Source organism: uncultured Tateyamaria sp. (genome assembly GCF_947503045.1).
In the GTDB taxonomy this organism is placed as follows: Bacteria; Pseudomonadota; Alphaproteobacteria; order Rhodobacterales; family Rhodobacteraceae; genus Tateyamaria.
The window spans coordinates 118,953-140,700 of sequence record NZ_CANNCF010000006.1; the positions used below are offsets into that span (position 1 = coordinate 118,953).

Genomic DNA, 21,748 nt, shown 5'->3' on the forward strand with positions numbered 1-21,748 from the left:
ACTGATATCATCAACCCAAGCGCGTCCAAAATCGGAGACCTGACATGCTACGTACCCTGATCCTGACTACAGCCATCGCCCTGCCCCTCGCCCTGCCCACAACCGGCTTTGCCGCTGGCGGCGGCAGCGATGCCAAGCCCAAGAAAACGGAAACCACACAGAACTGCCTGCAGGCACGCCAGTGGGATCCCGAGACCAAGAAATACGTACGCTTCTCCGAGCCGGTGAACGGCGTGTGGGATGCCGACATCAAAAAATGCGTGCGCCCCGACAAGACGTCCCATCTGGACAGCGACACGCTGTATAAGGCCGTGCGTGAACTGGCCTATGCGGGCCGCTACAACGAAGCCATTCAGGTCCTCGACCAGATGCCCGAGCAACTGGATGACCGCGTGCTGACCTATCGCGGCTTTACCGCGCGCAAGCTGGGCAATCTGGAACAGGCCAACCTCTACTATGAGCAGGCCCTGACGGTGAACCCCGACAACATCCTGGCACGCTCCTACATGGGTCAGGGCAAACTGGCCGCGGGTGACAAGGTTGCCGCCATGACGCAGCTGCGCGAAATCCAAGAGCGGGGCGGCGCCGGCACATGGGCCGAAGCGTCTCTGCGCGATGCCATTCAGACCGGATCGACTTACAACTATTGATCCCCATCCCGGTCATCGGTTGAGAGTTTTTCAACCATTGCCTGCCAGAACTGTCGCAAACAGCTTTTAGGCAGGACATGACCGAACTGGTACCTATGTCCGCCGCCCCTGCGCTGATGCAGTCGGGCGGCGGTTCTTCTTTACCGACCGTACGTCTCAGCCGCCGGGCAAAGGCGGCTATCGTGGTGCGTTTGCTGCTGAACGAGGGCGCCGATATCCCGCTTGAGGATTTGCCCGACGAGTTGCAGGCCCATCTGACCAAGGCGATGGGGGCCATGCGCGTGGTCGATCGCGACACGTTGCAGGCCGTGGTCGCCGAATTCGCCGAAGAGGTTGAGCGGATCGGCCTCAGCTTTCCCGGCGGCATGGCCGGTGCGCTCAACGCTCTTGATGGCAAGATCAGCCCACACACCGCCGCCCGCCTGCGCAAAGAGGCCGGCGTGCGCGAAAGCGGCAATCCATGGGCCCGGATCAAGGCGATGGACAGCGATATCCTTGTGCCCGTGATGGAACATGAAAGCATCGAGATTGCAGCCGTCATGCTCTCCAAACTCGATGTGACCAAGGCTGCTGCCCTGCTGGGCAAACTGCCCGGCCCCCGCGCCCGCCAGATCACCTACGCGGTGTCCAAGACCGGCGCGATCAGCCCTGATGCTGTGGAACGCATTGGCCTGTCGCTGGCGAGCCAGCTCGATTCCCGCCCTGTCAGCGCCTTTGACGACGGCCCGGCCGAACGGGTCGGAGCCATCCTGAACTCCACCACGTCGATGACACGCGACGATGTGCTGACCGGCCTTGATGAATCCGATCAGGGCTTTGCCGACGCCGTGCGCAAGGCGATCTTCACCTTCGGCAACATCCCCGACCGCATCGCGCCGCGTGACATCCCGCGCGTGCTGCGCGACATCGATCAGGGCGATCTGGTCACGGCGCTGGCCGGTGCTGGCAGCATGGGCATGGAAAAAAGCGTGGATTTCATCCTCGAAAACATGTCCGCGCGCCTTGCCGATCAGCTGCGCGAAGAGGTGGCAGAGGCTGGCACACCCAAAACCGCCGACACGGACGCGGCCATGTCGGCCATCGTCACCAGCATCCGCGCGATGGAGGCGTCGGGCGATCTGATGCTGGTCAGCCCGGATGAGGACTAGGCATTGCGGATCGCGGTGGATGGGCGGTCATCCACGACCGACCCCATGGCGGGTCAGCAAATTCGTGGCCCTCACTGACTGACCCAACGCTGTAGCACGCCCGTTCTTGGCTGCTTCCACTTGCACGCCGACAGGCCGCAACAATCGGGTCAGTCCTTCACTGCAAAGCCTTCGCCAGACCACACCGCCCGTTCCCTTCACCACCCAAACCCCCTATGCCAAGCGGATGAGTCAGCACGCCCCTCCTCCGACCCGCGCCATAGTGCTGGCTGTCTCTGCGATCTTCTGCTTTTCCCTCATGGATACCGCCGTCAAGGCGGTCAGTCCGGTGACCGGCACCGTCCCTGCCCTCTGGGCGCGTTACGCGGGGCAGATGATCATCGTGATCCTGCTGGTGGCGCCTCGCCTGCGTCAGGTCACCCGCAGCCAATATCCCAAACTTCAGATCGCCCGCTCGGTGCTGTTGATGCTGGCCACGTTCTTCTTCTTTCTGGCGCTGGGGCAGATCGGGCTGGCGGATGCAACGGCCGTGATGATGATGAACCCGCTGCTGATCACGCTCGGGGGCGCACTGTTTCTGGGGGAGGCGCTGGGACCGCGCCGCATCTTCGCGATCCTCGCGGCCCTGCTGGGCGCACTGATCGTGATCCGTCCAGGCAGCGAGGTGTTCCAGCCCGCCAGCCTTTTGCCCCTCGTCGCCGCCTTCTGTTTTGCCAGCTACACGCTGATCACCCGCCGCCTTGGCCCGGACGAAGACGTCTGGACCTCGCTGTTTTACACCGGCCTCGTAGGTGCTGTGATCCTCAGCGCGATTGTCCCCTTTCACATGCCCGCCCTCGATTTGCGCAGCGGCGCGCTGCTGGTGATGATCGGTGCTGTGGGCACGGCCGGGCAGCTCATGCTGATCCGCGCGCTTTCCCAGGCCGAGGCCGGATTGCTGGCCCCGTTCAATTACAGCGGAATCGTCTTTGCGGTGGTCTTTGGCTTTGCCCTCTTTGACGAAGTGCCCGATGCGCTGACCCTGCTGGGCGCGCTTGTGATCGCGGGGGCGGGGATTTATGTCTGGCATCGCGAAGCGCACGCACCCGGCGGACGCTGAAACACAAGGTGGCGATGCGACACGATCCAGACGACATTCCGGCGCTGACACGGGCGGGGTATTTCGCCACAAATGCCGTGGCGCGGGCCTGTATCGGGGCGGCGCTGGCCATGCCCTATCGCTGGCGCGTGCCGTTTCTGGGCTGGATCATGTCACGCTTGATTGGCCCTGCCGCCGGGTTCTTGGCCCGGGCCGAGGCCCATGTCGCCTTTGCCATGCCCCACCTGCCCCATGCCGAACATCGCCGTATCGCGCGCGCCAGCCTCGACAATGCAGGCCGCACTCTGATCGAGAACTATTCGACCCGCGATCTGCTGGCCCGCCAAAAGGACGCGCCGATTTCGGGCGGCGGTCTTGAACATCTCCAGGCCGCCGTGACCCGGGGCCAGCCGGTCATCCTGGTCACCGGCCATTTCGGCAATTACGAGGCTGTGCGCGCCACGCTGCTGGGTCAGGGCTTTGACGTGGGTGGACTTTACCGCGACATGTCGAACCCTTATTTCAATGCCCATTACGTGCGCACGATGTATGATCTGGGTGGCCCTGTCTTTGCCCAGGGGCGCAAAGGCACCGCCGGATTCGTGCGCCACCTCAAGGGCGGCGGGCAGTTGGTGCTGCTGTTCGATCAGCACGTCATAGACGCGCCGGTTCTGGAGTTTCTCGGCCACCCGGCGCACACCGCGATTTCGGCGGCAGAGCTGGCCTTGCGCTATGACGCCCTGCTGATCCCGTTTTTCGGCATTCGCGGCCCGGACGGCATGAGTTTCGACTGTGTCATGGAAGAGCCCATCCCACACTCCGACCCGCTCACCATGACGCAGGCGATGAATGACAGCATCGGCGCGCGCATCCGCGCCCATCCGGGGCAATGGCTGTGGGTGGCGCGGCGCTGGCGGGCACCGCCGCAAGGCTAGGGGCGATCACGCGCGCCTCTTCCGCCCGAGGCCACGGGCCTCAAAGCGTCAGTTCAAGTTTGAAATATTAGCGAATCTGCGCCGCAGCAAGGATCGCGCCGTGCCGCCCTTCCTGCACCATCACCACAACCGGAATGTCACCGGGGGCCTGCGCGTCCAGCTCCAGATCGGTGACCCCGTCCCATTGCTGCAGGATTTTCCAATCCTGCGTGACATTGGCATAGGCCAGCGTGTGCCCTGCGTTTTCGCCGCGGGTGATGCGGGCCGTGCGCTCAGGCTGATAGCGCACCATATGCACCAGCATCTCGGCATTGGGTTGCGTGCTTGTCGCCTTGATCGTGACCACATCACCGGATCGCACGGCGGTCAGCGTCACGGGAGAGGCTTTTGTCTGATGTTCGGAAATCGCCTTGGATAGGTCCATGGGCCGCGCACCGACAATGTCGGTGGTGCCGTTGATGATCATCTGCGGGGTGTAGACCGAGCGACGCCCGGCCTCCATCGCGTATCCACGTTGACGGTCCGAATAGGACGGGTTCGCGAACTCGTCTTTCCAGCCGATGTAATCCCAGTAATCCACATGCAGCGCCAGCGCGATCACGTCATCCCGCTTGGCCAGCTCGTGCATCAGCTTGTCTGCCGGCGGACAGGACGAACAGCCCTGCGAGGTGAACAGTTCGACAACCACCGGCGATTGCGCCGTGGCAGGGGCACTGAACGTGCCGAAGACGGCAAAGACCAGAGGGATCAGATATTTCATTGAGGCAGCCCGATTTGTGATTTGATCGTGTTTTGCGATACCCTACCCACATACGAAAGCCGCTCGTAATGCGCCAATCAATGTTTGTTGAGGATATGTGACAGCGCGATTTTGGACACAGCCTTCATTTTCGGTACACCACGGTATACAAAAACGTCACAAGCGGCTCAATTCCAGTTGAACCAATGCCCCGCTTAAGGCATGAGGTGATCAAACTGCCCCCCGCCGCCGCAAGGAAAGGATTCCCCCATGCCCATCACAGTTGGCCACGACTCCGCAAAAACGCGCAAGACGCTCACCGCTGGTGCACAGTCCATTGACTATTACTCCATCCCCGCTGCAACCGAGGCCGGTCTTGGCGATTTCACCAAGCTGCCGGCGGCCCTCAAGGTGGTGCTGGAAAACATGCTGCGCTTTGAAGACGGCAAGACGGTCAGCACCGATGACATCAAGGCATTTGCGACCTGGGCCGACAAGGGTGGCCAGAACCCGCGGGAAATCGCCTATCGCCCCGCCCGCGTACTGTTGCAGGATTTCACCGGTGTGCCTGCGGTCGTCGACCTTGCTGCCATGCGCGACGCCATCGTCAGCCTTGGCGGTGACGCCGAACAGATCAACCCGCTGAACCCCGTCGATCTGGTCATCGACCACTCGGTCATGATCGACGAATTCGGCAACCCCCGTGCCTTCCAGATGAACGTGGACCGCGAATACGAACGCAATATGGAGCGGTACACCTTCCTCAAATGGGGTCAGAGCGCCTTTAACAACTTCCGCGTTGTGCCCCCCGGCACCGGCATCTGCCACCAGGTGAACCTCGAATATCTCAGCCAGACGGTCTGGACCGACACCGACCAGAACGGGGTCGAGGTGGCCTATCCCGACACGCTGGTCGGCACGGATTCGCACACCACCATGGTCAACGGCGCCGCCGTCCTTGGCTGGGGTGTTGGCGGGATCGAGGCCGAGGCCGCCATGCTTGGCCAGCCCATTTCCATGCTGATCCCCGAAGTCATCGGTTTCGAGCTGACCGGCACCATGATGGAAGGCACCACCGGCACCGATCTCGTTCTGAAGGTTGTCGAAATGCTGCGCGAAAAAGGTGTGGTGGGCAAATTCGTCGAATTCTACGGCGAGGGCCTGAACCGCCTGCCGCTCGCGGATCGCGCGACAATCGCCAACATGGCCCCCGAATATGGCGCCACCTGCGGCTTCTTCCCGATTGACGGCGAAACACTGCGCTACCTGCGCAACACAGGCCGCGACGAGGACCGCATCGCGCTGGTCGAAGCCTATGCCCGCGAAAACGGCATGTGGCGCGGCGACGACTACGCCCCCATCTACACCGACACCCTGCATCTGGACATGGGCACCATCGTACCAGCGATCTCGGGCCCCAAACGCCCGCAGGATTTCGTGGCCCTCACAGATGCCAAGGCCGCGTTCAAGCGCGAGATGGAAGAGACCTTCAAGCGCCCCATGGGCAAACAGGTGCCGGTCGAAGGCGAAGATTACGCGATGGAGTCGGGCAAGGTCGTGATCGCCTCGATCACGTCGTGCACCAACACCTCGAACCCGTACGTGATGATCGGCGCGGGCCTCGTGGCGCGCAAGGCCGCCGCATTGGGGCTCAACCGCAAGCCATGGGTGAAAACCTCACTCGCGCCCGGCTCTCAGGTGGTTTCGGCCTATCTTGAGGCGGCGGAACTGCAGGACGATCTGGACAAGATCGGCTTCAACCTCGTCGGTTATGGCTGCACCACCTGCATCGGCAACTCGGGGCCCCTGCAACCCGAGATCAGCAAGGCCATCGCCGATGGCGATCTGGTCGCGACGGCTGTTCTGTCGGGCAACCGCAACTTCGAGGGGCGAATTTCGCCGGACGTGCGCGCCAACTACCTCGCCTCGCCCCCGCTTGTGGTGGCCTATGCGCTGGCCGGCACGCTCGACATCGACCTGTCCAAAGACGCCATCGGGCAGGACAAGGACGGCAATGACGTGTTCCTGAAAGACATCTGGCCCTCCAGCCAGGAGGTCGCGGAACTGGTCGAGGCCACCGTGACCCGCGAGGCGTTCCAGACCAAATATGCGGATGTCTTCAAGGGCGACGAGAAATGGCAGGGCGTCGAAACCACGAACGAGCTGACCTATGACTGGCCGCCGACCTCGACCTACGTGCAGAACCCGCCCTACTTCCAGGGCATGGGGGCAGAGCCGGGCACGATCTCGAATATCTCGGGCGCCAAAGTTCTCGCCATTCTCGGCGACATGATCACAACCGACCACATCTCGCCCGCCGGGTCGTTCAAGGAAAGCACACCGGCAGGCCAGTACCTGATGGACCGTCAGGTCGCCCCGCGCGAGTTCAACTCCTACGGCTCGCGTCGCGGCAACCACGAGATCATGATGCGCGGCACCTTCGCCAACATCCGCATCAAGAACGAGATTCTGGACGGCGTCGAGGGTGGCTATACCAAGGGCCCCGACGGGCAGCAGACCTCGATCTTTGACGCGGCCATGGCGCATCAGGACGCGGGCACCCCGCTGGTGATCTTTGGCGGTGAACAATACGGCGCAGGCTCGTCCCGCGACTGGGCGGCCAAGGGCACGGCCCTGCTGGGCGTCAAGGCGGTGATCGCTGAAAGCTTTGAGCGTATCCACCGCTCGAACCTTGTCGGCATGGGTGTGATCCCGTTCGAATTCACCGGTGGGGACACGCGCAAATCGCTGGGCCTGACGGGTGAGGAAACGGTCTCCATCTCCGGCCTCGACACCATCAAGCCGCTCGAAGTGGTGCCGTGCACGATTCAGATGGCCGATGGGTCGACGAAAGAAATCCAGCTCAAATGCCGGATCGATACCGCGATCGAGATCGAATATATCGAGCATGGCGGCGTGCTGCATTACGTGCTGCGCAACCTTGCTCAGGCGGCCTGATCCGGCCCCTCACGCGCCACATCAAAAGACCGGAAAAACCCGCCCCCGGCGGGTTTTTTCATGCGAATCGCCTGAGCACAGCGCCCGATTCGCGCCATCATTCCGGGAAACAATCTTTGGGTGCCTGCGCGTTTTCTCGCGCCGAGCGAACAATTTTCGTGCATGGCGGGAAATGATTCTCGCTCCGGTTTTAAGTACACCAAAACATGGCAAAACTTGGACACCCCCCCTGTCCACATGGTAGGTTAAGTTTCTGTTAAGATTTGGATGGGTTCCGTGAAACGTATAATTCTCTCTGCCGTCACTTTTGCCGTGATGGGCTCTGCCGCATCTGCTGCAACTTATGTCCTCGACTTCGATGCTGATCCGACCAACGCGGCCGAAGTCGCCAGTCTCGACAGCTCGGCCACACAAACCATTTCCAGCCCCCGCGACTTTACCGACAGCGGTGTGACCTGGCGCGTTGAATCAAGCGGTGGTGCGGGCGTTGGCCTGTTTGACACAACCTGCAGCTACGGCTTTGGCACTAATGGCTGTGCCGGTGATGCCGACCTCGAAGTGTTCAACCAGATGAATGCCGAAGGCGTGGCGGGCAACGTCCTGATCCAGCAGGAAGCCGGCAATCCCGGTCGCCCCGACGATGACGCCAACACCAGCTTTCTGACGCTGACCCTGCTGACCGACATCACGCTGGAATGGACAGGCGCATCCGCTCTGGATGACGGCTTTTACCTGTTCAACTTCGGCGCACAGCTGCTGGGCACCGTGGACAATGGCAATGGCAGCGCTTTTGATAACACAACCGGTTCGGTCGATTTCGCCTCGACCGCCCTGCTGACCCAGAACGACACGATCACCGTGTTCTTCCAGCGCAGCGCAACCGACACCCGTGGCGCATCGGGTGCTGTCGACAATTTCCGGTTCAACGTGGTGCCAGCCGTGCCTGTACCGGCAAGCCTGCCTTTGCTGGTGGGTGGATTTGGCCTGATGGCGTTCATGCACCGTCGCCGCAAAGCATAAGTTAAAGACTTTTCAGCACGCAGCGCGCCCGGACATGTGAATGTTCGGGCGTTATTCTTGCGCCTGCGCCTCTTGCAGCGCCGGGACAAAGCGCTGCTGGTAATCCGACCCCACCAGCGGGCCGATATAGCGGAACAGCACCGTCCCGTCGCGCCCCAGAATGAAGGTCTCGGGCGGGGCCGTCACACCCCAGTCGATGGCCGAGCGGCCCGCAGGGTCAAAGGCGACACCGACAAAGGGATTGCCGTCCTCGTCCAGATATTGTGTCGCCGCCCCTTCGGTGTCGCGGAAATTCACGCCGATGATCGGCACACCCTCGGCGGCCATCTCCAAGAGCTTCGGATGTTCGGCCCGGCAGGGCGGGCACCACGAGGCCCAGAAATTCACCAACGTCACCTCTCCGCTGGCCAGCATCTCAGGCGTGACACCCGGCAGATCGCCCAGCGTGTCGCTCGTTAGTTCAGGTGCCGGCCCACCCAGCCGGGTCGAGGGCAATTCATTGGGATTGTCGCGAAACATGCCCACGGCGGCCAGCGCCACGAACCCGGCAAAGATGCCGATGGGTGCCAGCATCAGCGGCGAGACCTTAGCCATTGCGCCCTGCCCGTTTCTCGGCCTCGACCATTTGCGCCCGCACCCGCCGTCCGCGCCACAGGCTCAGGGCCACGATGCCCACCAACAGCGCAATCGACACCGCATAGGCCGACAGCACCGCATCCGCGTATTTTCCAAGATCAGGGATCATGCGCCCTCCACCTGAGCAGCTGCGCCCCGCCCCTCACGCGCGATCAGCGCACGGGTCCGGCGCACCCGGATCTCGGTGCCCGTGCGGTAAAACACAAGGGCCAGAAACAGCAGCACAAACCCCGCCATGCAGACCAGCAGCGGGATGTAGAACACGTCCGCCACGTTCTCTTCCTTGTCCAAGGACAGCGATGCGCCCTGATGCAGCCCCTGATTCCAGAAGTTCACCGCATAACGGCTCAGAACCGCAAAAACCGTGCCCACAAGGCACAGGATCGAGGTGAGATCAGCCGCCGTGTCCGGGTCCTCGATCGCCTCCCAAAGGGCGATATAGCCAAGGTAGAACAGGAACAGGATCAGGAACGAGGTCAGGCGCGGATCCCACGCCCACCACGTGCCCCACATCGGCTGGCCCCAGATCGCGCCGGTCACCAGCGCAATCAGCGTCATGACCACGCCCACGGGGGCGGCGGCCTTGGCCGCAAGGGCCGACACGTGATGGCGGCGAATGATCCAGATGAGTGAGACCACCAGCATCATGAACCAGGCCTGGATCGCCATGAAGGCCGCAGGCACATGCAGGTAGATGATCTTGACGGTCGATCCCTGACGGAAGTCATCCGGGGTAAAGAAAAACCCCCAGATCAGCCCGACACCAAGGCACGCGGCGGCAAAGCCCCAGAGCCACGGCATGACCCGTTCGCTCAGACCCAAGAACTTGACCGGATTGGCATATTCCCAAAGTGACATGTCGACTATCTAAGGCCTAGGCCCGCCCTTCTCAATCCAAATCCCCGTTACCGCAAATTGACCCGCAACACTGCCCCCGCCGCAAAAGGCATGCAGGCCAGAACGCCTGCCGTGATCCCCGCCAGAAAGAGCAGCGGCGTCGCCGGATCCTGCCCTTCAGCCGCACGGCGCGCGGCCTCTGCTCCAAAGATCAGCGTCGGCACATAAAGCGGCAGAACCAGCAGCGACATGAGCAGCCCACCCCGCTTGATCCCCACAGTCAGGGCCGCCCCAAAGGCACCAATCATCGACAGCGCGGGCGTGCCAAGCGCAAGGCTCAGAACCAACACGCCATAGCCTTGTGGGGCGAGGTTCAGCAACACCCCCAGCACAGGGGCGGCCAATACCAGCGGCAGGCCCGTGGTCACCCAATGGGCCGCAGCCTTCACCGCGATCACACCTTCCAACGGCAAGGGCGAGGTCGCAAGCAGATCAAGCGCTCCGTCCTCCCAATCCACCGCCAGCAGCCGGTCCAGCGACAACAGACACGCCAGCAGCGCGCCCAGCCACAAAACCCCCGGCGCAATGCGGCCCAGCAGTTCCGACGACGGCCCCACCGAAAACGGCACCAGCACCACCACAATCAGGAAAAACGCGAGCCCGAGGCCAAAGCCACCCCCGGCGCGCAAGGCCAGCACCAGATCACGAAGAAACAGCGCCCTCACAGGAACGCCTCATCCGTTGCCGCCATCGCATCCGCCGCCGCACGGTAGGGCGTCACGTCCAGCACATCCGCCTCAAGGCCCAGATCGATATGCGTGGCGATCAGCGCAGCACCACCGTGGCCCAGATGGGCGCGCACCGCGGCACCAAACTGCGCGACGGAGGCCGCATCCAGCGACACTGTCGGCTCATCCAGCACCCAAAGCGGGCGGCCCGTGACCACCAGCCGCGCCAGCCCCAACCGCCGCTTTTGCCCTGCCGACAACTGCCCGGCCCGGCGCTCCGCCAGCGGCTCCAGATCAAAAGCGCGCAAGGCCGCGTCAATCCCGCTCTGCCCGAACACCGCCGCCCAGAACCGCAGGTTCTCGGCGACACTCAGCGCCGCCTTCAGCCCGTCCGCATGGGCGGCATAGGCCACACTGTCCTCGCCCACCTCAACGCGACCCGCCATCGGCAGCTGCAACCCGGCCACGGTGCGCAGCAGCGTCGTCTTGCCCGACCCGTTCGGGCCACGCAGCACCAGCGCACGACCCCGCGCAAGGCCAAAGGACAGGCCCGCCAGCAACGGGATGCCCCCTCGGCCCACGGCCAGATCAGTGACGCTCAATTCCATGACGATATCGCTACCGGAACATGACAGGGCACAAAAGCCCCCCATGCAACTTCACTTGGCCAAATAAACTCCGGGGGGAGGCGCGCCAGCGCCGGGGGGCTGGCCCCCCTCGCCCTCTCAGACAGGCAGCATCGCCAGGGCAACGCGGCGCCCCTCGCTCAAAAGCACGTTGTAAGTGCGCGCAGCCGAGGGCGATGACATGACCTCAACCCCGATGCCCGCCCCGTCCAACTGATCACGCAAGTGGCCGGGTATATGGGCAATCTCGGCGCCCGTGCCGACAAACAGCACATCAACCTTGCCCGCCAGCGCAAGCAAAGCCGCCCCGTCCTCATAACCACCCCAAGGCCCCGTACCCTCAGGGCCCGTCAGCACGCCGCCCTCGATTACCTCGCCGCCAATGCGGAAAAACCCCGGCCCATAGCCCTCGACCGGCTTGGCATCGGTATAGGTGATCTCATTCAGGCGCATGGCATCAACTCCAGACAGGCAGGCCCACAATAGCCGCAGCCGCAATCACGATATAGGCCACCGCACGAAAAAGTCGCTCCGAGCGGGGATCAAACAGCCACGCGCCCAGCACATTGGCACACATATAAAGCGGCGCGCACAGCAACCCCACGGTGAGGGCCAGCGGATCAAGCAGATCAAAGCCGAGGAACAAGACGATCATCAGCACATCAATGCCCAGAAGGTAGAGCAGGAAATTGGCGCGGATCACCGCAATGGCCTGTGCGCTGGCCATGTAGAACATGATGACCGGCGGCCCCGGCACACCGGCAATGCCACCCAGAAACCCGCCCATCGTGCCTATCCCGACCACACCACCGGGGCGCAGGCTGCCCGCACAGCGCCAGCCCGACATCACCAGCACCAGCAGGATCATCACAGTGATCGACACCGACCAGCCAAAGATTTCCGGATCAAGCATCGACAGCCCCAACAGACCCAGCGGCAGACCCACCGCCGCCCCCACCAGCAACAGCCCCGCCTCGCGCGGGGTGCCGTCGCGCCAGGCCGCGCGCAGGTTGGGCAATGGGCCCCAGAACTCGACCACGGTGAGAAAGGCAAGGGCCGCAAACGGGTCCAGCACGGAACTGGCCATCGGCATGATGATCAGGGCCGAGCCAAAGCCGGTGAACCCGCGCACCAGCCCCGCTGCAACAATAGCACCCACCAGCCACCAGACCCCCGGCAAGGCCAGGGCGGTGGCCAAAAGGTCAGGCATCTATGTTGGCGTATTGGTTGCCCACATTGGGATCAGGCTTGTCCCAGTTGCGTTTGACACCCAGCCACAACAGGATGGTCGAGGCCACAAAGACCGACGAATAGGTCCCCACGATCACACCCCAGATCATCGCAAAGACAAAACCGCGAATGACGTCCCCGCCCAGCACATAAAGCGCAATGAGCGCGAGCAACGTGGTGACCGAGGTCATCAGGGTCCGGCTGAGAGTCTCGTTGATCGAGATGTTGAGAACTTCGTTCAAGGGCTTTTTCTTGTACTTGCGCAGGTTCTCCCGCACGCGGTCAAAGACGACAACCGTGTCGTTGAGACTGTAACCGACAATCGTCAGCAAGGCTGCGATAATGGCCAGATCAAACTTGATCTGCAGTTCGGAAAACACCCCGATGGTCAGGATCACGTCATGGATCAGTGCCGCCACCGCCCCCAGCGCAAACTGCCATTCAAAGCGCAACCAGATGTAGATCAAAACCGCGCCAATGGCCAAAACCACGGCCAGCGCCGCCGTCTTGATCAACTCGCCCGAGACTTTCGGGCCGACGGATTCCACCGCTGGAAAAGGCAGCACCATGCCGGGATCGGCGGCCTTGAGGGCAACGCCAATGTCTTGGATCAACTGGCCCTGCACAGCCTCGTCGCCCTCCTGCGCCTCAATCCGGATCTGCGTGACATTCTGGTCGGCACGGAACGTGACGTCGAACACTTCGGTGATCGAAATGTCACCCAGCTCCAGCGGCGCCAGCGCCTCGCGATAGACCCCGATATCCACGGGTTGCGTGCTTTCAGTACGGATCGTTGTCCCGCCCCGGAAATCGATGCCGAAATTGAGGCCCTGAATGGCAAAAGAGGCAAAACCGATCACCACCATCAGCGCCGAAATCCCCAGCCACAGCTTCCAGCGGCTGAAAAAATCGAATGAGGTATCTTGGCGGATCAGTTTCAAACGCATCACTTAAACCTCAATCGTTTTCGGACGGCGCCGTTCAAACCACATCACGATCAGCAAACGCGTCACAAAGATCGCCGTGAACACCGATGTCAAAATCCCGAGGCCCAGCGTAATCGCAAAACCCCGCACCGGGCCCGAGCCCATGGCAAACAGGATCACAGCCGTGATGAACGTGGTGATGTTGGCATCCAGAATGGCCGACAGCGCCTTTTCATAGCCCAACTCGATGGCCCGCGCCGGACCACGGGCCGATTTCAGCTCTTCGCGAATACGCTCGAAAATCAGCACGTTGGCGTCGACCGCCATCCCCACGGTCAGCACGATCCCTGCAATGCCGGGCAAGGTCAGCGTGGCCCCGATGAGGCTGAGCAGGCCAAAGATCAGCCCGATATTGATGATCAGCGCGACATTGGCAAACAGCCCGAACAGCCCGTAACTAAGGAACATGAACACCAGAACCGCGGCAAAGGCGACCATCGTCGCGATCTTGCCCGCATCAATGCTGTCCTGCCCCAGTTCCGGGCCAATGGTGCGCTCTTCAAGAAATGTCAGCTGCGCAGGCAAGGCCCCGGCGCGCAACAGTACAGCCAGATTGGTGGACTCTTCGACATCGAAATTGCCGGTGATGATACCCGATCCGCCGGGAATGTGGCTCTGGATCACAGGGGCGCTGACCACCTTGTCATCGAGCACAATCGCAAACGGAGAGCCGATGTTTTCAGCCGTATAGTCCCCGAAAATCCTCGCGCATTGGGTGTTGAAACGGAAGGAAACCGCAGGGCTGCCATTCTGATCAAAACTCGGCTGCGCATCTACCAGACACTCGCCTGTCACCACGGGCGCGCTTTCCAAAATATAAAACAGCCCCGGCTCATCCAATGACGGCACTAGCTTGTTGCCGATACCGGGTGCCTGGGACGCATCCGACGTCCGGCTCACCACCGGATTGAATGTCAACTGCGCGGTTGTACCGATGATCGCCTTCAACTCAGCGGCCGAGCCAATCCCGGGCACCTGAATGAGAATCCGCAGCGCCCCCTGACGTTGAATGGTCGGCTCGCGGGTGCCCACCTCGTCAATCCGGCGGCGCACGATTTCAAGGCTTTGCTGCACGGTGCGCTCGTCACTGGCGAGCTTTTCGGCATCAGACAGGGTGACGACAATCGTGTTCTCACCATCCGCGCGGACCTCGATATCATTGGCCCCCACCCCGGTCAGGGTCTGCACCGGCTGGGCCAGCCCACGCACGATCTGCAAGGCGCGCTGCATGCCGGCAGGCTCGGAAATGCGCACGCGCAACTCGTCCGGCGGGGACTGCTGCAAGCGGATCGTGCCGATGGTGGCGCGTTCGGGACGCAACGCGTCGCGGATCTCGGGCCAACTGGCCTCCATCCGGCTCGCATAGACATCCTCGACCTGCACCTCGGCCAGCAAATGGGCCCCGCCGCGCAGATCAAGGCCGAGGTTCACAAGGCTGGACGGCATCCACGTGGGCCACTGCGCGAGTGCGGCCTGATTTTCAGGCGTATCCGCCCCCAATTCAATGGCTTGCGCGGCATCATTGTGGCCCTCGACACGGGTATAAAACCCGTTCGGCAGCGCCAGGATCAGACCAAGGGCGACGGTCGCCCAGATCAGAACGCGTTTCCAACCCTCGATCTGCAGCATTACTTGGCTGGCTCGGTCTTGGACAGAACCGTGGCGATGGTGGACTGCACCACGCGGACCTTCACGCCCTCGGCCAGCTCGACCTCGATCTCGTTGTCATCCTTGACCTTGGTGACCTTGCCGATGAGGCCGCCCTGGGTCACCACCTGATCGCCACGGCGCAGGGCGCTGACCATGGCCGCATGCTCCTTCACCTTCTTTTGCTGAGGGCGGATCAGCAGGAAATACATGATCCCGAAGATCAGAAGCAGGGGGATGAACTGGCCAAAGGCTTCCATTGAGATGTCCTTAAATCTTGGGGCAAATCACGCCCGTCGCAGAGTTTGGCAGAACCTATGGTCGAGGGCGGACGGGCGCAAGGTACAAAGGGTCAGTTTGGCGTGGTTGTTGCGGCGCAAAACGGCCAAAGGTCTTTTGCAAGACGCGGTTTCGCGTCAAGGTGGCGGGATGAACGACACGATAGACATCTCCCTCCCCGGCCCGCTTGTCTACGGTGTCGGCGGCCTGATCGGGCTGCTCGTCGCCTCGTGGCTCATCGCGATCACGTTGCCAACGGCCGAGACCAAGCCAAACACACTCACCCGCATACGTGATGGTTTGGGCCTCGCCGGCCTGCCCCCGGTCCTGATCATCGCAGGCACGATCGCCTACACGACAATCGCGGCAATCCTAGCTGTCGGATTGGCGGTCCTGATGCTGGGCACAATTGCCCTGCCATTCTCCGAAGGCATGACGGCCGAAGAGATGCGGGAAGGATTTCTATTCCACGTCCTACGCCTCGCTGGTCTCACAACTGTCTTGGGCGCGGTGGTTGCATTGCCACTGACGGTGATCCGCCTGCGTATGACACAAAAGCAGACTGAGACGGCGACCGAGTCCCTGTTCAATGAAAAGATCAACGCAGCCACCGAGGGGCTGTATGCACGCAGGCAGGTGACGGAAAGGGACGAAGACGGTCAGCGCCATATTATCTGGCAAGATGACATCGTCCAACGCAACGCCGCCATCGACCGGCTCGAAGGACTGGCGCGTGAAAACAACGCCGAAACCCCGCGTATCGCCCGCCTGCTGTCCGTCTACGTCCGCGAACTCAGCGCCGAGGTGCCGGCACAGGAACCACCCAAAGACACAAAGCCTGATGCGTGGAAGGATTGGGTAGACGCTCTGCCCAAACCGCGCTCGGACATGGAAAAGGCCGCGCAAACGCTGGGCCGGCTGCACGAACATGCCGATGCGCCCTTGGAAAACGGCGAAATCGACCTGCGCGGGGCGAACCTACAAAAGTGCGATCTCAAAGATCTGAACTTCAAACAGGGTCTTTTCCAAAACGTGCAGTTGCAGGGAGCTTACCTCGGGGATGCGCAGTTGCAGGGGGCAAACCTCGGGGATGCGCAGTTGCAGGGGGCTTACCTCTGGGACGCGCAGTTGCAGGGGGCAAACCTCGGGGATGCGCAGTTGCAGCGGGCGAACCTCTGGGGCGCGCAGTTGCAGGGGGCGAACCTCGGGGGCGCGCAGTTTGACGCAGAAACCTCTCTCACCACTGCTACTCTTCGAGGTGCAGTGGTGAGAGAGTTTGATTTTACCACCCTACCAGAAATTGCCGAACATCTGGAGGATATGTTCGGCGATGTGTCCGTGATCCGACCGGAGGGTGTGCAGAAGCCGGATCATTGGCTCGACACAAAAGATGATCCCGAATTCTTTGACCAATGGCGCGCTTGGCAAGCCACCCTCCCTTCCGGCTGGGACAAATAACCCCTAACAAAAAATACACCAAACCGGTGCACGCCCTGTGCACGGTGTATGCACACATGGTGCACACCGATTCCGCCCCTTTTCCCGGGCCCCACAATCGGGCATATGACCCACATCACCCCACCCTGATCCAAGGACCAGAGCCATGCACGACATCCGCGCCATTCGCGAAAATCCCGCAGCCTTCGACGCCGCCCTCGCGCGCCGTGGGGACGCGCCGGTGTCGTCTGAATTGCTGGCGCTGGACGAGGCGCGGCGCGCCAAAATCCTTGCCGCCGAAACCGCGCAGGCCGAACAGAACAAGGCCAGTAAAGAGGTCGGCGCTGCCAAAGGCCGCGGCGACGAGGCCGAATTCGAACGGCTGCGCGCCCTCATCTCCGAAAAGAAAAGCGAAATCAGCACGATGCAGGACGAAGCGAAAGCACTCGATGCACGGCTGACCGACGCCCTGTCCCGCATCCCCAACCTGCCCGCCGACGATGTGCCGGACGGCGCGGACGAGGATGACAATGTCGAAATCAAGCGTTGGGGCACGCCCCAAACCTTTGATTTCACACCCAAAGAGCACTTTGATCTGCCCGCTGTCGCCCCGTCCATGGACTTTGAAACCGCCGCCAAGATCTCCGGCAGCCGCTTTGTCCTGCTGTCGGGCGCTGTGGCACGCATCCACCGTGCGCTCGCGCAATTCATGCTCGACACCCATGTGGACAAGAACGGGTTGACCGAGGCCAACCCGCCCGTCCTCGTGCGAGAGGAAGCCATGTATGGCACTGATAAACTTCCCAAATTTGGCGAGGAAAGCTATCAGACCCACGAGGGTATGTGGCTCGCCTCGACCTCTGAAATCCCGCTGACCTACACGGTCGCGGACGACGTGCTTGACGCCAGTGCCCTGCCGATCCGGCTGACCGCCCACACGCTCTGCTTCCGCTCCGAGGCAGGCAGTGCCGGGCGCGACACCTCCGGGATGCTGCGCCAGCACCAGTTCGAAAAGGTCGAGATGGTGTCGATCACCCATCCGGATGCCAGTGAGGACGAACAGAAACGCATGCTGGCCTGCGCCGAAGGCATCCTCGAAGCCCTTGAAATCCCGTACAAAACCATTGTGCTTTGCACCGGCGACATGGGCTTTGGGGCGCGCCGCACTTACGACATCGAGGCGTGGCTGCCCGGCCAGAACACCTATCGCGAGATCAGTTCCGTCTCGACCACCGGCGACTTTCAGGCGCGCCGCATGAATGCCCGTTTCAAGCCCGCCGATGGCGGCAAGCCGCAATTCGTGCACACGCTCAACGGCTCCGGCCTCGCCGTGGGGCGCTGCCTGATCGCGGTGCTGGAGAATGGTCAACAGGCCGATGGCTCAGTTACTTTGCCGGGCGTTCTGGCCCCTTATCTGGGCGGCAAGACCAAGTTGGGCGCGGACGGAAAGCTGGCTTAAATGCGCAGGGATTTGGGCCTGTAATCGCTGCGCCCGCTGTGGCGTTCGCGCACCGTGGGGTGAACTTCCCAAGTCTGAACAGGCCCTTGCCGCCATTTCTTCAACAGTGACCAGCGCTCGTTCAGCGAAGGCGCGTCCACCAACGCGTCCGGATCGCTGGGCGGGAATCTCTCCTCGGGATTGAGCGTGAGCCGCCCGGCGCCCTGCACCACCCAGTCCAGCGCAATCATCGACAGGGGCTGTTCGGCGCCCGATCCGCCGACGATGCTGTGATTGCCTACAAACCAAAGCTGCTGGTAGGGCCGCAAGGGACCGGTGTCGCCTTCGTTCAGGCCGTCCGGCCCGTCCAGATTGTCCCATTTGGCGGGCTTATAGAGCTTGCGCCGCTCGTCCAGCGCAAGCGCATGGCGCGCCGATTGCACCAAAGAGGACAGGGCCATGTCGTGAAACTTGTACTGCCGGTTCCACATCGACGCGACGGGCCCAAGCAACGATGGGGGGATACCCCGCGCGCCCACGGTGTCCCAGACGCCGAGGTAGTTGATGGCGACGAGGCGCGAAGTGTCGTTGCGCCAGGCCATATCGCTGGCAGAGGTGGCAAAGCGCGGCGACATCTCGCGCCGGGCGGCTTGAATATGGGGCGCGTCCGGACGGTTGCGCTGACCCTTCTTGCGGTAAAGCTCAAAGGCCGCGTTCACGCCTTCGGGGCTGGTGTCTTCGATGATCCCGCATTTGCGGATCATGCCGGCCAGCGAACGTGCCGTGAAAGCGCCACGTGAAAAGCCGAACAGGTAAATCTCGTCCCCCGCCTGATAGGCCTGCGCGAGGAACTGGTAGGCCTCCTTGACCTTGGCATCGAGCCCCCAGCCAAAGGCACCACCGCCATATGTGTTGAGAAGTCGTTTGAGCGGACCGTCAAAGCGTGTGTTTGTCCCGATCCCAGGGAAATAGGCCGCGACCTGTCCCTTGGCCGGGTCATTGACCAGTGCGCGTTGCAGTTTGTGCACGCTGGTGGTTTCCTGGATGTCCGCAGAATTCCACGTCCCGTCGCAAAAGATCGCAATCCGTGTCATTGGGGTCCAAGTCCTTGAAATGCGGCCAAAAGCATTAATTTATGCTCCAAAGGGTCGCGCACCTGTTCTGAATTGTAAACGGTGGAATTCCATGCCCGCACTTGTCCTGTTCCTCGCCATTGCCTTTGCGGCCTCGCCCTTTTGGGTGCCGGGTTTTGGCGGGTTTGACGCCGATCAGTTCCCGATCCCGCAGATCGACCCGCCCGTGCAGCCCGCAGGCTACGCCTTTGCGATCTGGGGCCTGATTTACCTGTGGCTGATTGTCGGGGCCGGGTTTGGTGTGTGGAAGCGCTGGAATGCGCCGGAATGGTCTGCGATGCGCCTGCCGCTGGCCATTTCCTTGGCCGTCGGGGCGGTGTGGTTGCCGGTCGCGGTGCGCAGCCCCGTCTGGGCCACGGTGCTGATCTGGGTGATGCTGCTGAGTGCGCTGTGGGCCCTGTGGCGCGCGCCGCGCAGTGACGCATGGGCGGCTGCGTGGCCCGTGGGGCTGTATGCCGGATGGCTGAGCGCGGCGAGTTGCGTGGCACTTGGGCTGTTACTGGCAGGCTACGGGGTCACGGGGCAGATGCTGGCCGCATGGGTCATGGTGGCCTGCGCCATCGTGTTGGCCTGGGCCATGCAATGGGTGCTGGGGTTTGCACCCACCTATGGCATCGCGGTGATCTGGGCGTTGATCGCCGTGGGGCTACAGAACAGCTTTGCCGGTGTCGGACTGCTGGCACTGGCGGGTGCTGCGGCGCTTGTTGCACCAACGCTGCGGGCTGCGCGCGGAAAATAATCCGGTGTCCAGCCACCGTGCGAACCTAGCCGCGCCGCCCATCCGTATGTTTGCGCAGCTTGCTGGGCGGCGCCTTTTTGCGGCCCTTGTAGGGGTTGGCATCGTTCTGGCCGCGCATATAGATGCGGATCGGCGTGCCCGGCATGTCAAAGTCGAGCCGTAACCCGTTGACAAGATAACGATTATAGCTTTCCGGCATCTTGTCGGGATGGCTGCACATCACCACGAACCCGGGGGGCCGTGTCTTGGCCTGCGTCATGTAGCGCAGCTTGATCCGCTTGCCTTGCGGTGCAGGGGGCGGATGCGCCTCCAGCATGCCGGTCAGCCAGCGGTTCAATTGCGCCGTGGTGACGCGACGATTCCAGACTTCGTAGGCGCGCAGAATCGCGTCATGCAAGCGGTCCATGCCGCGCCCCGTTTTGGCCGACACAGTGATCAGCGGCGCGCCCTTGAGCTGCGGCAGCAGCCGCTCAAAGCTCTCCTTGAGGTCGCGCAGCTTGGCCTGCTTTTCCTCTTCCACGTCCCACTTGTTGATGGCAACAACCACGGCCCGGCCCTCGCGCTCGGCCAGATCGGCAATGCGCAGGTCCTGCTGCTCGAACGGGATGGCGGCATCCAGCAGCACCACGACAACTTCGGCGAATTTCACCGCGCGCAAGCCGTCGCCAACGCTCAGTTTCTCCAGCTTTTCCTGCACCTTGGCCTTTTTGCGCATACCGGCTGTGTCAAAGATGCGCATCGGCACCCCGTTCCAGTCGGTGCGCAGGGAGATCGCATCGCGGGTGATCCCGGCCTCGGGACCGGTCAGCAGGCGGTCATCGCCGACAATCTGGTTGATCAGCGTCGATTTGCCGGCATTGGGGCGACCCACCACGGCGACCTGCAAGGGCTTGGCGTTTGTGGGCATGGGCACGGCGTCCACATCGTCCTCGTCCGCGTCCTCCAGATCGACATCCACCTCGGGGGCCTCGCTGCGCGCCTTTTCGGCATAGAGATCGGCAATGGGTTGAAGCTGCGCATAAAGATCATTCAGCCCCTCGCCATGTTCGGCAGACAGGCGGATCGGCTCGCCAAGGCCAAGCGAATAGGCCTCGATCACACCCGCATCGGCGGCTGCGCCCTCGCCCTTGTTCGCAGCCAGCAGCACGTGTTTGCTGCGTTTGCGCAGGATCTCGGCAAAGATTTGGTCCGTCGGCGTCACACCGGCGCGCGCATCGATCATGAACAGGCACACATCGGCCATGTCCACGGCCCGTTCGGTCAGGCGGCGCATGCGCCCCTGCAGGCTTTCATCGGTGGCCTCTTCCAGACCCGCCGTGTCGATCACGGTGAATTTCAGGTCGGCCAGACGTGCGGCCCCCTCGCGCAGATCGCGGGTCACACCGGGCTGGTCGTCGACCAGCGCAAGGCGCTTGCCCACAAGGCGGTTGAACAGGGTCGATTTGCCCACATTGGGGCGGCCGACAATGGCGAGGGTCAGGGTCATGGGTTTTGTCCGAACGGG

The 21,748-nt window shown here is 62.3% G+C and carries 22 protein-coding genes; 9 read left to right on the top strand and 13 right to left on the bottom strand.

Translation table 11 applies throughout. The features are described from left to right. Positions 1-44: 44 nt before the first annotated feature. The 4 genes from Q1A89_RS20835 to Q1A89_RS20850 all read left to right on the top strand — a co-directional run bounded on the left by Q1A89_RS20835 (position 45) and on the right by Q1A89_RS20850 (position 3,811). The gene (locus Q1A89_RS20835) at positions 45-650 is read left to right on the top strand and encodes a tetratricopeptide repeat protein (protein ID WP_299733183.1); all 606 of its coding nucleotides are present in this window, start codon (positions 45-47) and stop codon (positions 648-650) included. Between the two features lie 77 nt (positions 651-727). Continuing rightward, on the top strand, positions 728-1,798 hold the full coding sequence (locus Q1A89_RS20840; RefSeq protein WP_299733186.1) for a FliG C-terminal domain-containing protein: 1,071 nt from the start codon (positions 728-730) through the stop codon (positions 1,796-1,798). A gap of 226 nt (positions 1,799-2,024) precedes the next feature. Continuing rightward, positions 2,025-2,897: a DMT family transporter gene (locus Q1A89_RS20845; RefSeq protein ID WP_299733189.1), complete on the top strand. Its 873-nt coding sequence runs from the start codon at positions 2,025-2,027 to the stop codon at positions 2,895-2,897. A 14-nt stretch (positions 2,898-2,911) separates the two neighbouring features. Then, positions 2,912-3,811 carry a lysophospholipid acyltransferase family protein gene (locus Q1A89_RS20850; protein WP_299733192.1) on the top strand — a complete coding sequence of 300 codons (900 nt, stop codon included), beginning with the start codon at positions 2,912-2,914 and terminating at the stop codon, positions 3,809-3,811. A gap of 67 nt (positions 3,812-3,878) precedes the next feature. Here Q1A89_RS20850 and Q1A89_RS20855 read toward each other — a convergent pair whose 3' ends face one another. Beyond that, positions 3,879-4,571 (bottom strand): thioredoxin family protein, encoded by a 693-nt coding sequence (locus Q1A89_RS20855; RefSeq protein WP_299733195.1) that lies wholly within the window; start codon positions 4,569-4,571, stop codon positions 3,879-3,881. 249 nt (positions 4,572-4,820) lie between these two features. Here Q1A89_RS20855 and acnA point away from each other — a divergent pair, with 249 nt between their 5' ends. Together acnA and Q1A89_RS20865 are read left to right on the top strand one after the other, a co-directional pair. Beyond that, positions 4,821-7,508: an aconitate hydratase AcnA gene (acnA, locus tag Q1A89_RS20860; RefSeq protein WP_299733198.1), complete on the top strand. Its 2,688-nt coding sequence runs from the start codon at positions 4,821-4,823 to the stop codon at positions 7,506-7,508. Between the two features lie 276 nt (positions 7,509-7,784). After that, positions 7,785-8,528, top strand: coding sequence for a VPLPA-CTERM sorting domain-containing protein (locus Q1A89_RS20865; RefSeq protein WP_299733201.1), 744 nt, complete (start codon positions 7,785-7,787; stop codon positions 8,526-8,528). A gap of 51 nt (positions 8,529-8,579) precedes the next feature. On the opposite strand, the gene Q1A89_RS20870 is transcribed toward Q1A89_RS20865, so the two are convergent. From Q1A89_RS20870 to yajC, 10 genes are all read right to left on the bottom strand, one after another. After that, positions 8,580-9,122 (bottom strand): DsbE family thiol:disulfide interchange protein, encoded by a 543-nt coding sequence (locus Q1A89_RS20870; RefSeq protein WP_299733203.1) that lies wholly within the window; start codon positions 9,120-9,122, stop codon positions 8,580-8,582. Further along, on the bottom strand, positions 9,115-9,273 hold the full coding sequence (gene ccmD / locus Q1A89_RS20875) for a heme exporter protein CcmD (protein WP_299733205.1): 159 nt from the start codon (positions 9,271-9,273) through the stop codon (positions 9,115-9,117). Before ccmD ends, Q1A89_RS20870 begins: the two co-directional genes overlap by 8 nt. Further along, positions 9,270-10,022 carry a heme ABC transporter permease gene (locus Q1A89_RS20880; RefSeq protein ID WP_299733207.1) on the bottom strand — a complete coding sequence of 251 codons (753 nt, stop codon included), beginning with the start codon at positions 10,020-10,022 and terminating at the stop codon, positions 9,270-9,272. The genes ccmD and Q1A89_RS20880 overlap by 4 nt, the downstream gene beginning before the upstream one ends. Positions 10,023-10,069: 47 nt before the next feature. Then, positions 10,070-10,726, bottom strand: a complete 657-nt coding sequence (ccmB, locus tag Q1A89_RS20885; RefSeq protein WP_299733210.1) for a heme exporter protein CcmB — start codon at positions 10,724-10,726, stop codon at positions 10,070-10,072. Further along, a complete protein-coding gene (gene ccmA / locus Q1A89_RS20890) occupies positions 10,723-11,337 on the bottom strand; it encodes a heme ABC exporter ATP-binding protein CcmA (RefSeq protein ID WP_299733213.1) in 615 nt (204 codons plus the stop codon). The genes ccmB and ccmA overlap by 4 nt, the downstream gene beginning before the upstream one ends. A gap of 117 nt (positions 11,338-11,454) precedes the next feature. Beyond that, complete coding sequence (locus Q1A89_RS20895) at positions 11,455-11,808, bottom strand: Mth938-like domain-containing protein (protein ID WP_299733216.1); 354 nt, start codon at positions 11,806-11,808, stop codon at positions 11,455-11,457. A gap of 4 nt (positions 11,809-11,812) precedes the next feature. Beyond that, on the bottom strand, positions 11,813-12,565 hold the full coding sequence (locus Q1A89_RS20900) for a sulfite exporter TauE/SafE family protein (protein WP_299733219.1): 753 nt from the start codon (positions 12,563-12,565) through the stop codon (positions 11,813-11,815). Further along, a complete protein-coding gene (secF, locus tag Q1A89_RS20905) occupies positions 12,558-13,532 on the bottom strand; it encodes a protein translocase subunit SecF (RefSeq protein ID WP_299733267.1) in 975 nt (324 codons plus the stop codon). The genes Q1A89_RS20900 and secF overlap by 8 nt, the downstream gene beginning before the upstream one ends. Positions 13,533-13,535: 3 nt before the next feature. Beyond that, positions 13,536-15,200 carry a protein translocase subunit SecD gene (gene secD, locus Q1A89_RS20910; protein ID WP_299733222.1) on the bottom strand — a complete coding sequence of 555 codons (1,665 nt, stop codon included), beginning with the start codon at positions 15,198-15,200 and terminating at the stop codon, positions 13,536-13,538. Next, a complete protein-coding gene (yajC, locus tag Q1A89_RS20915) occupies positions 15,200-15,478 on the bottom strand; it encodes a preprotein translocase subunit YajC (RefSeq protein WP_299733225.1) in 279 nt (92 codons plus the stop codon). The genes secD and yajC overlap by 1 nt, the downstream gene beginning before the upstream one ends. Between yajC and Q1A89_RS20920 the strand changes: the two genes are divergently transcribed. Both Q1A89_RS20920 and serS read left to right on the top strand, forming a co-directional pair. Next, complete coding sequence (locus tag Q1A89_RS20920; protein WP_299733228.1) at positions 15,429-16,955, top strand: pentapeptide repeat-containing protein; 1,527 nt, start codon at positions 15,429-15,431, stop codon at positions 16,953-16,955. The two genes, yajC and Q1A89_RS20920, sit on opposite strands and share 50 nt — an antisense overlap. A gap of 145 nt (positions 16,956-17,100) precedes the next feature. After that, a complete protein-coding gene (serS, locus tag Q1A89_RS20925) occupies positions 17,101-18,393 on the top strand; it encodes a serine--tRNA ligase (RefSeq protein WP_299733231.1) in 1,293 nt (430 codons plus the stop codon). Here the strand turns inward: serS and Q1A89_RS20930 are convergent. Continuing rightward, complete coding sequence (locus tag Q1A89_RS20930) at positions 18,390-19,466, bottom strand: DUF2235 domain-containing protein (RefSeq protein ID WP_299733234.1); 1,077 nt, start codon at positions 19,464-19,466, stop codon at positions 18,390-18,392. The genes serS and Q1A89_RS20930 overlap by 4 nt on opposite strands. 91 nt (positions 19,467-19,557) lie before the next feature. On the opposite strand from Q1A89_RS20930, the gene Q1A89_RS20935 reads away from it, so the two are divergent. Beyond that, positions 19,558-20,244, top strand: a complete 687-nt coding sequence (locus tag Q1A89_RS20935) for a TspO/MBR family protein (RefSeq protein WP_299733237.1) — start codon at positions 19,558-19,560, stop codon at positions 20,242-20,244. A 25-nt stretch (positions 20,245-20,269) separates the two neighbouring features. Here Q1A89_RS20935 and der read toward each other — a convergent pair whose 3' ends face one another. After that, positions 20,270-21,730 carry a ribosome biogenesis GTPase Der gene (der, locus tag Q1A89_RS20940; RefSeq protein ID WP_299733240.1) on the bottom strand — a complete coding sequence of 487 codons (1,461 nt, stop codon included), beginning with the start codon at positions 21,728-21,730 and terminating at the stop codon, positions 20,270-20,272. Positions 21,731-21,748: the final 18 nt, after the last annotated feature.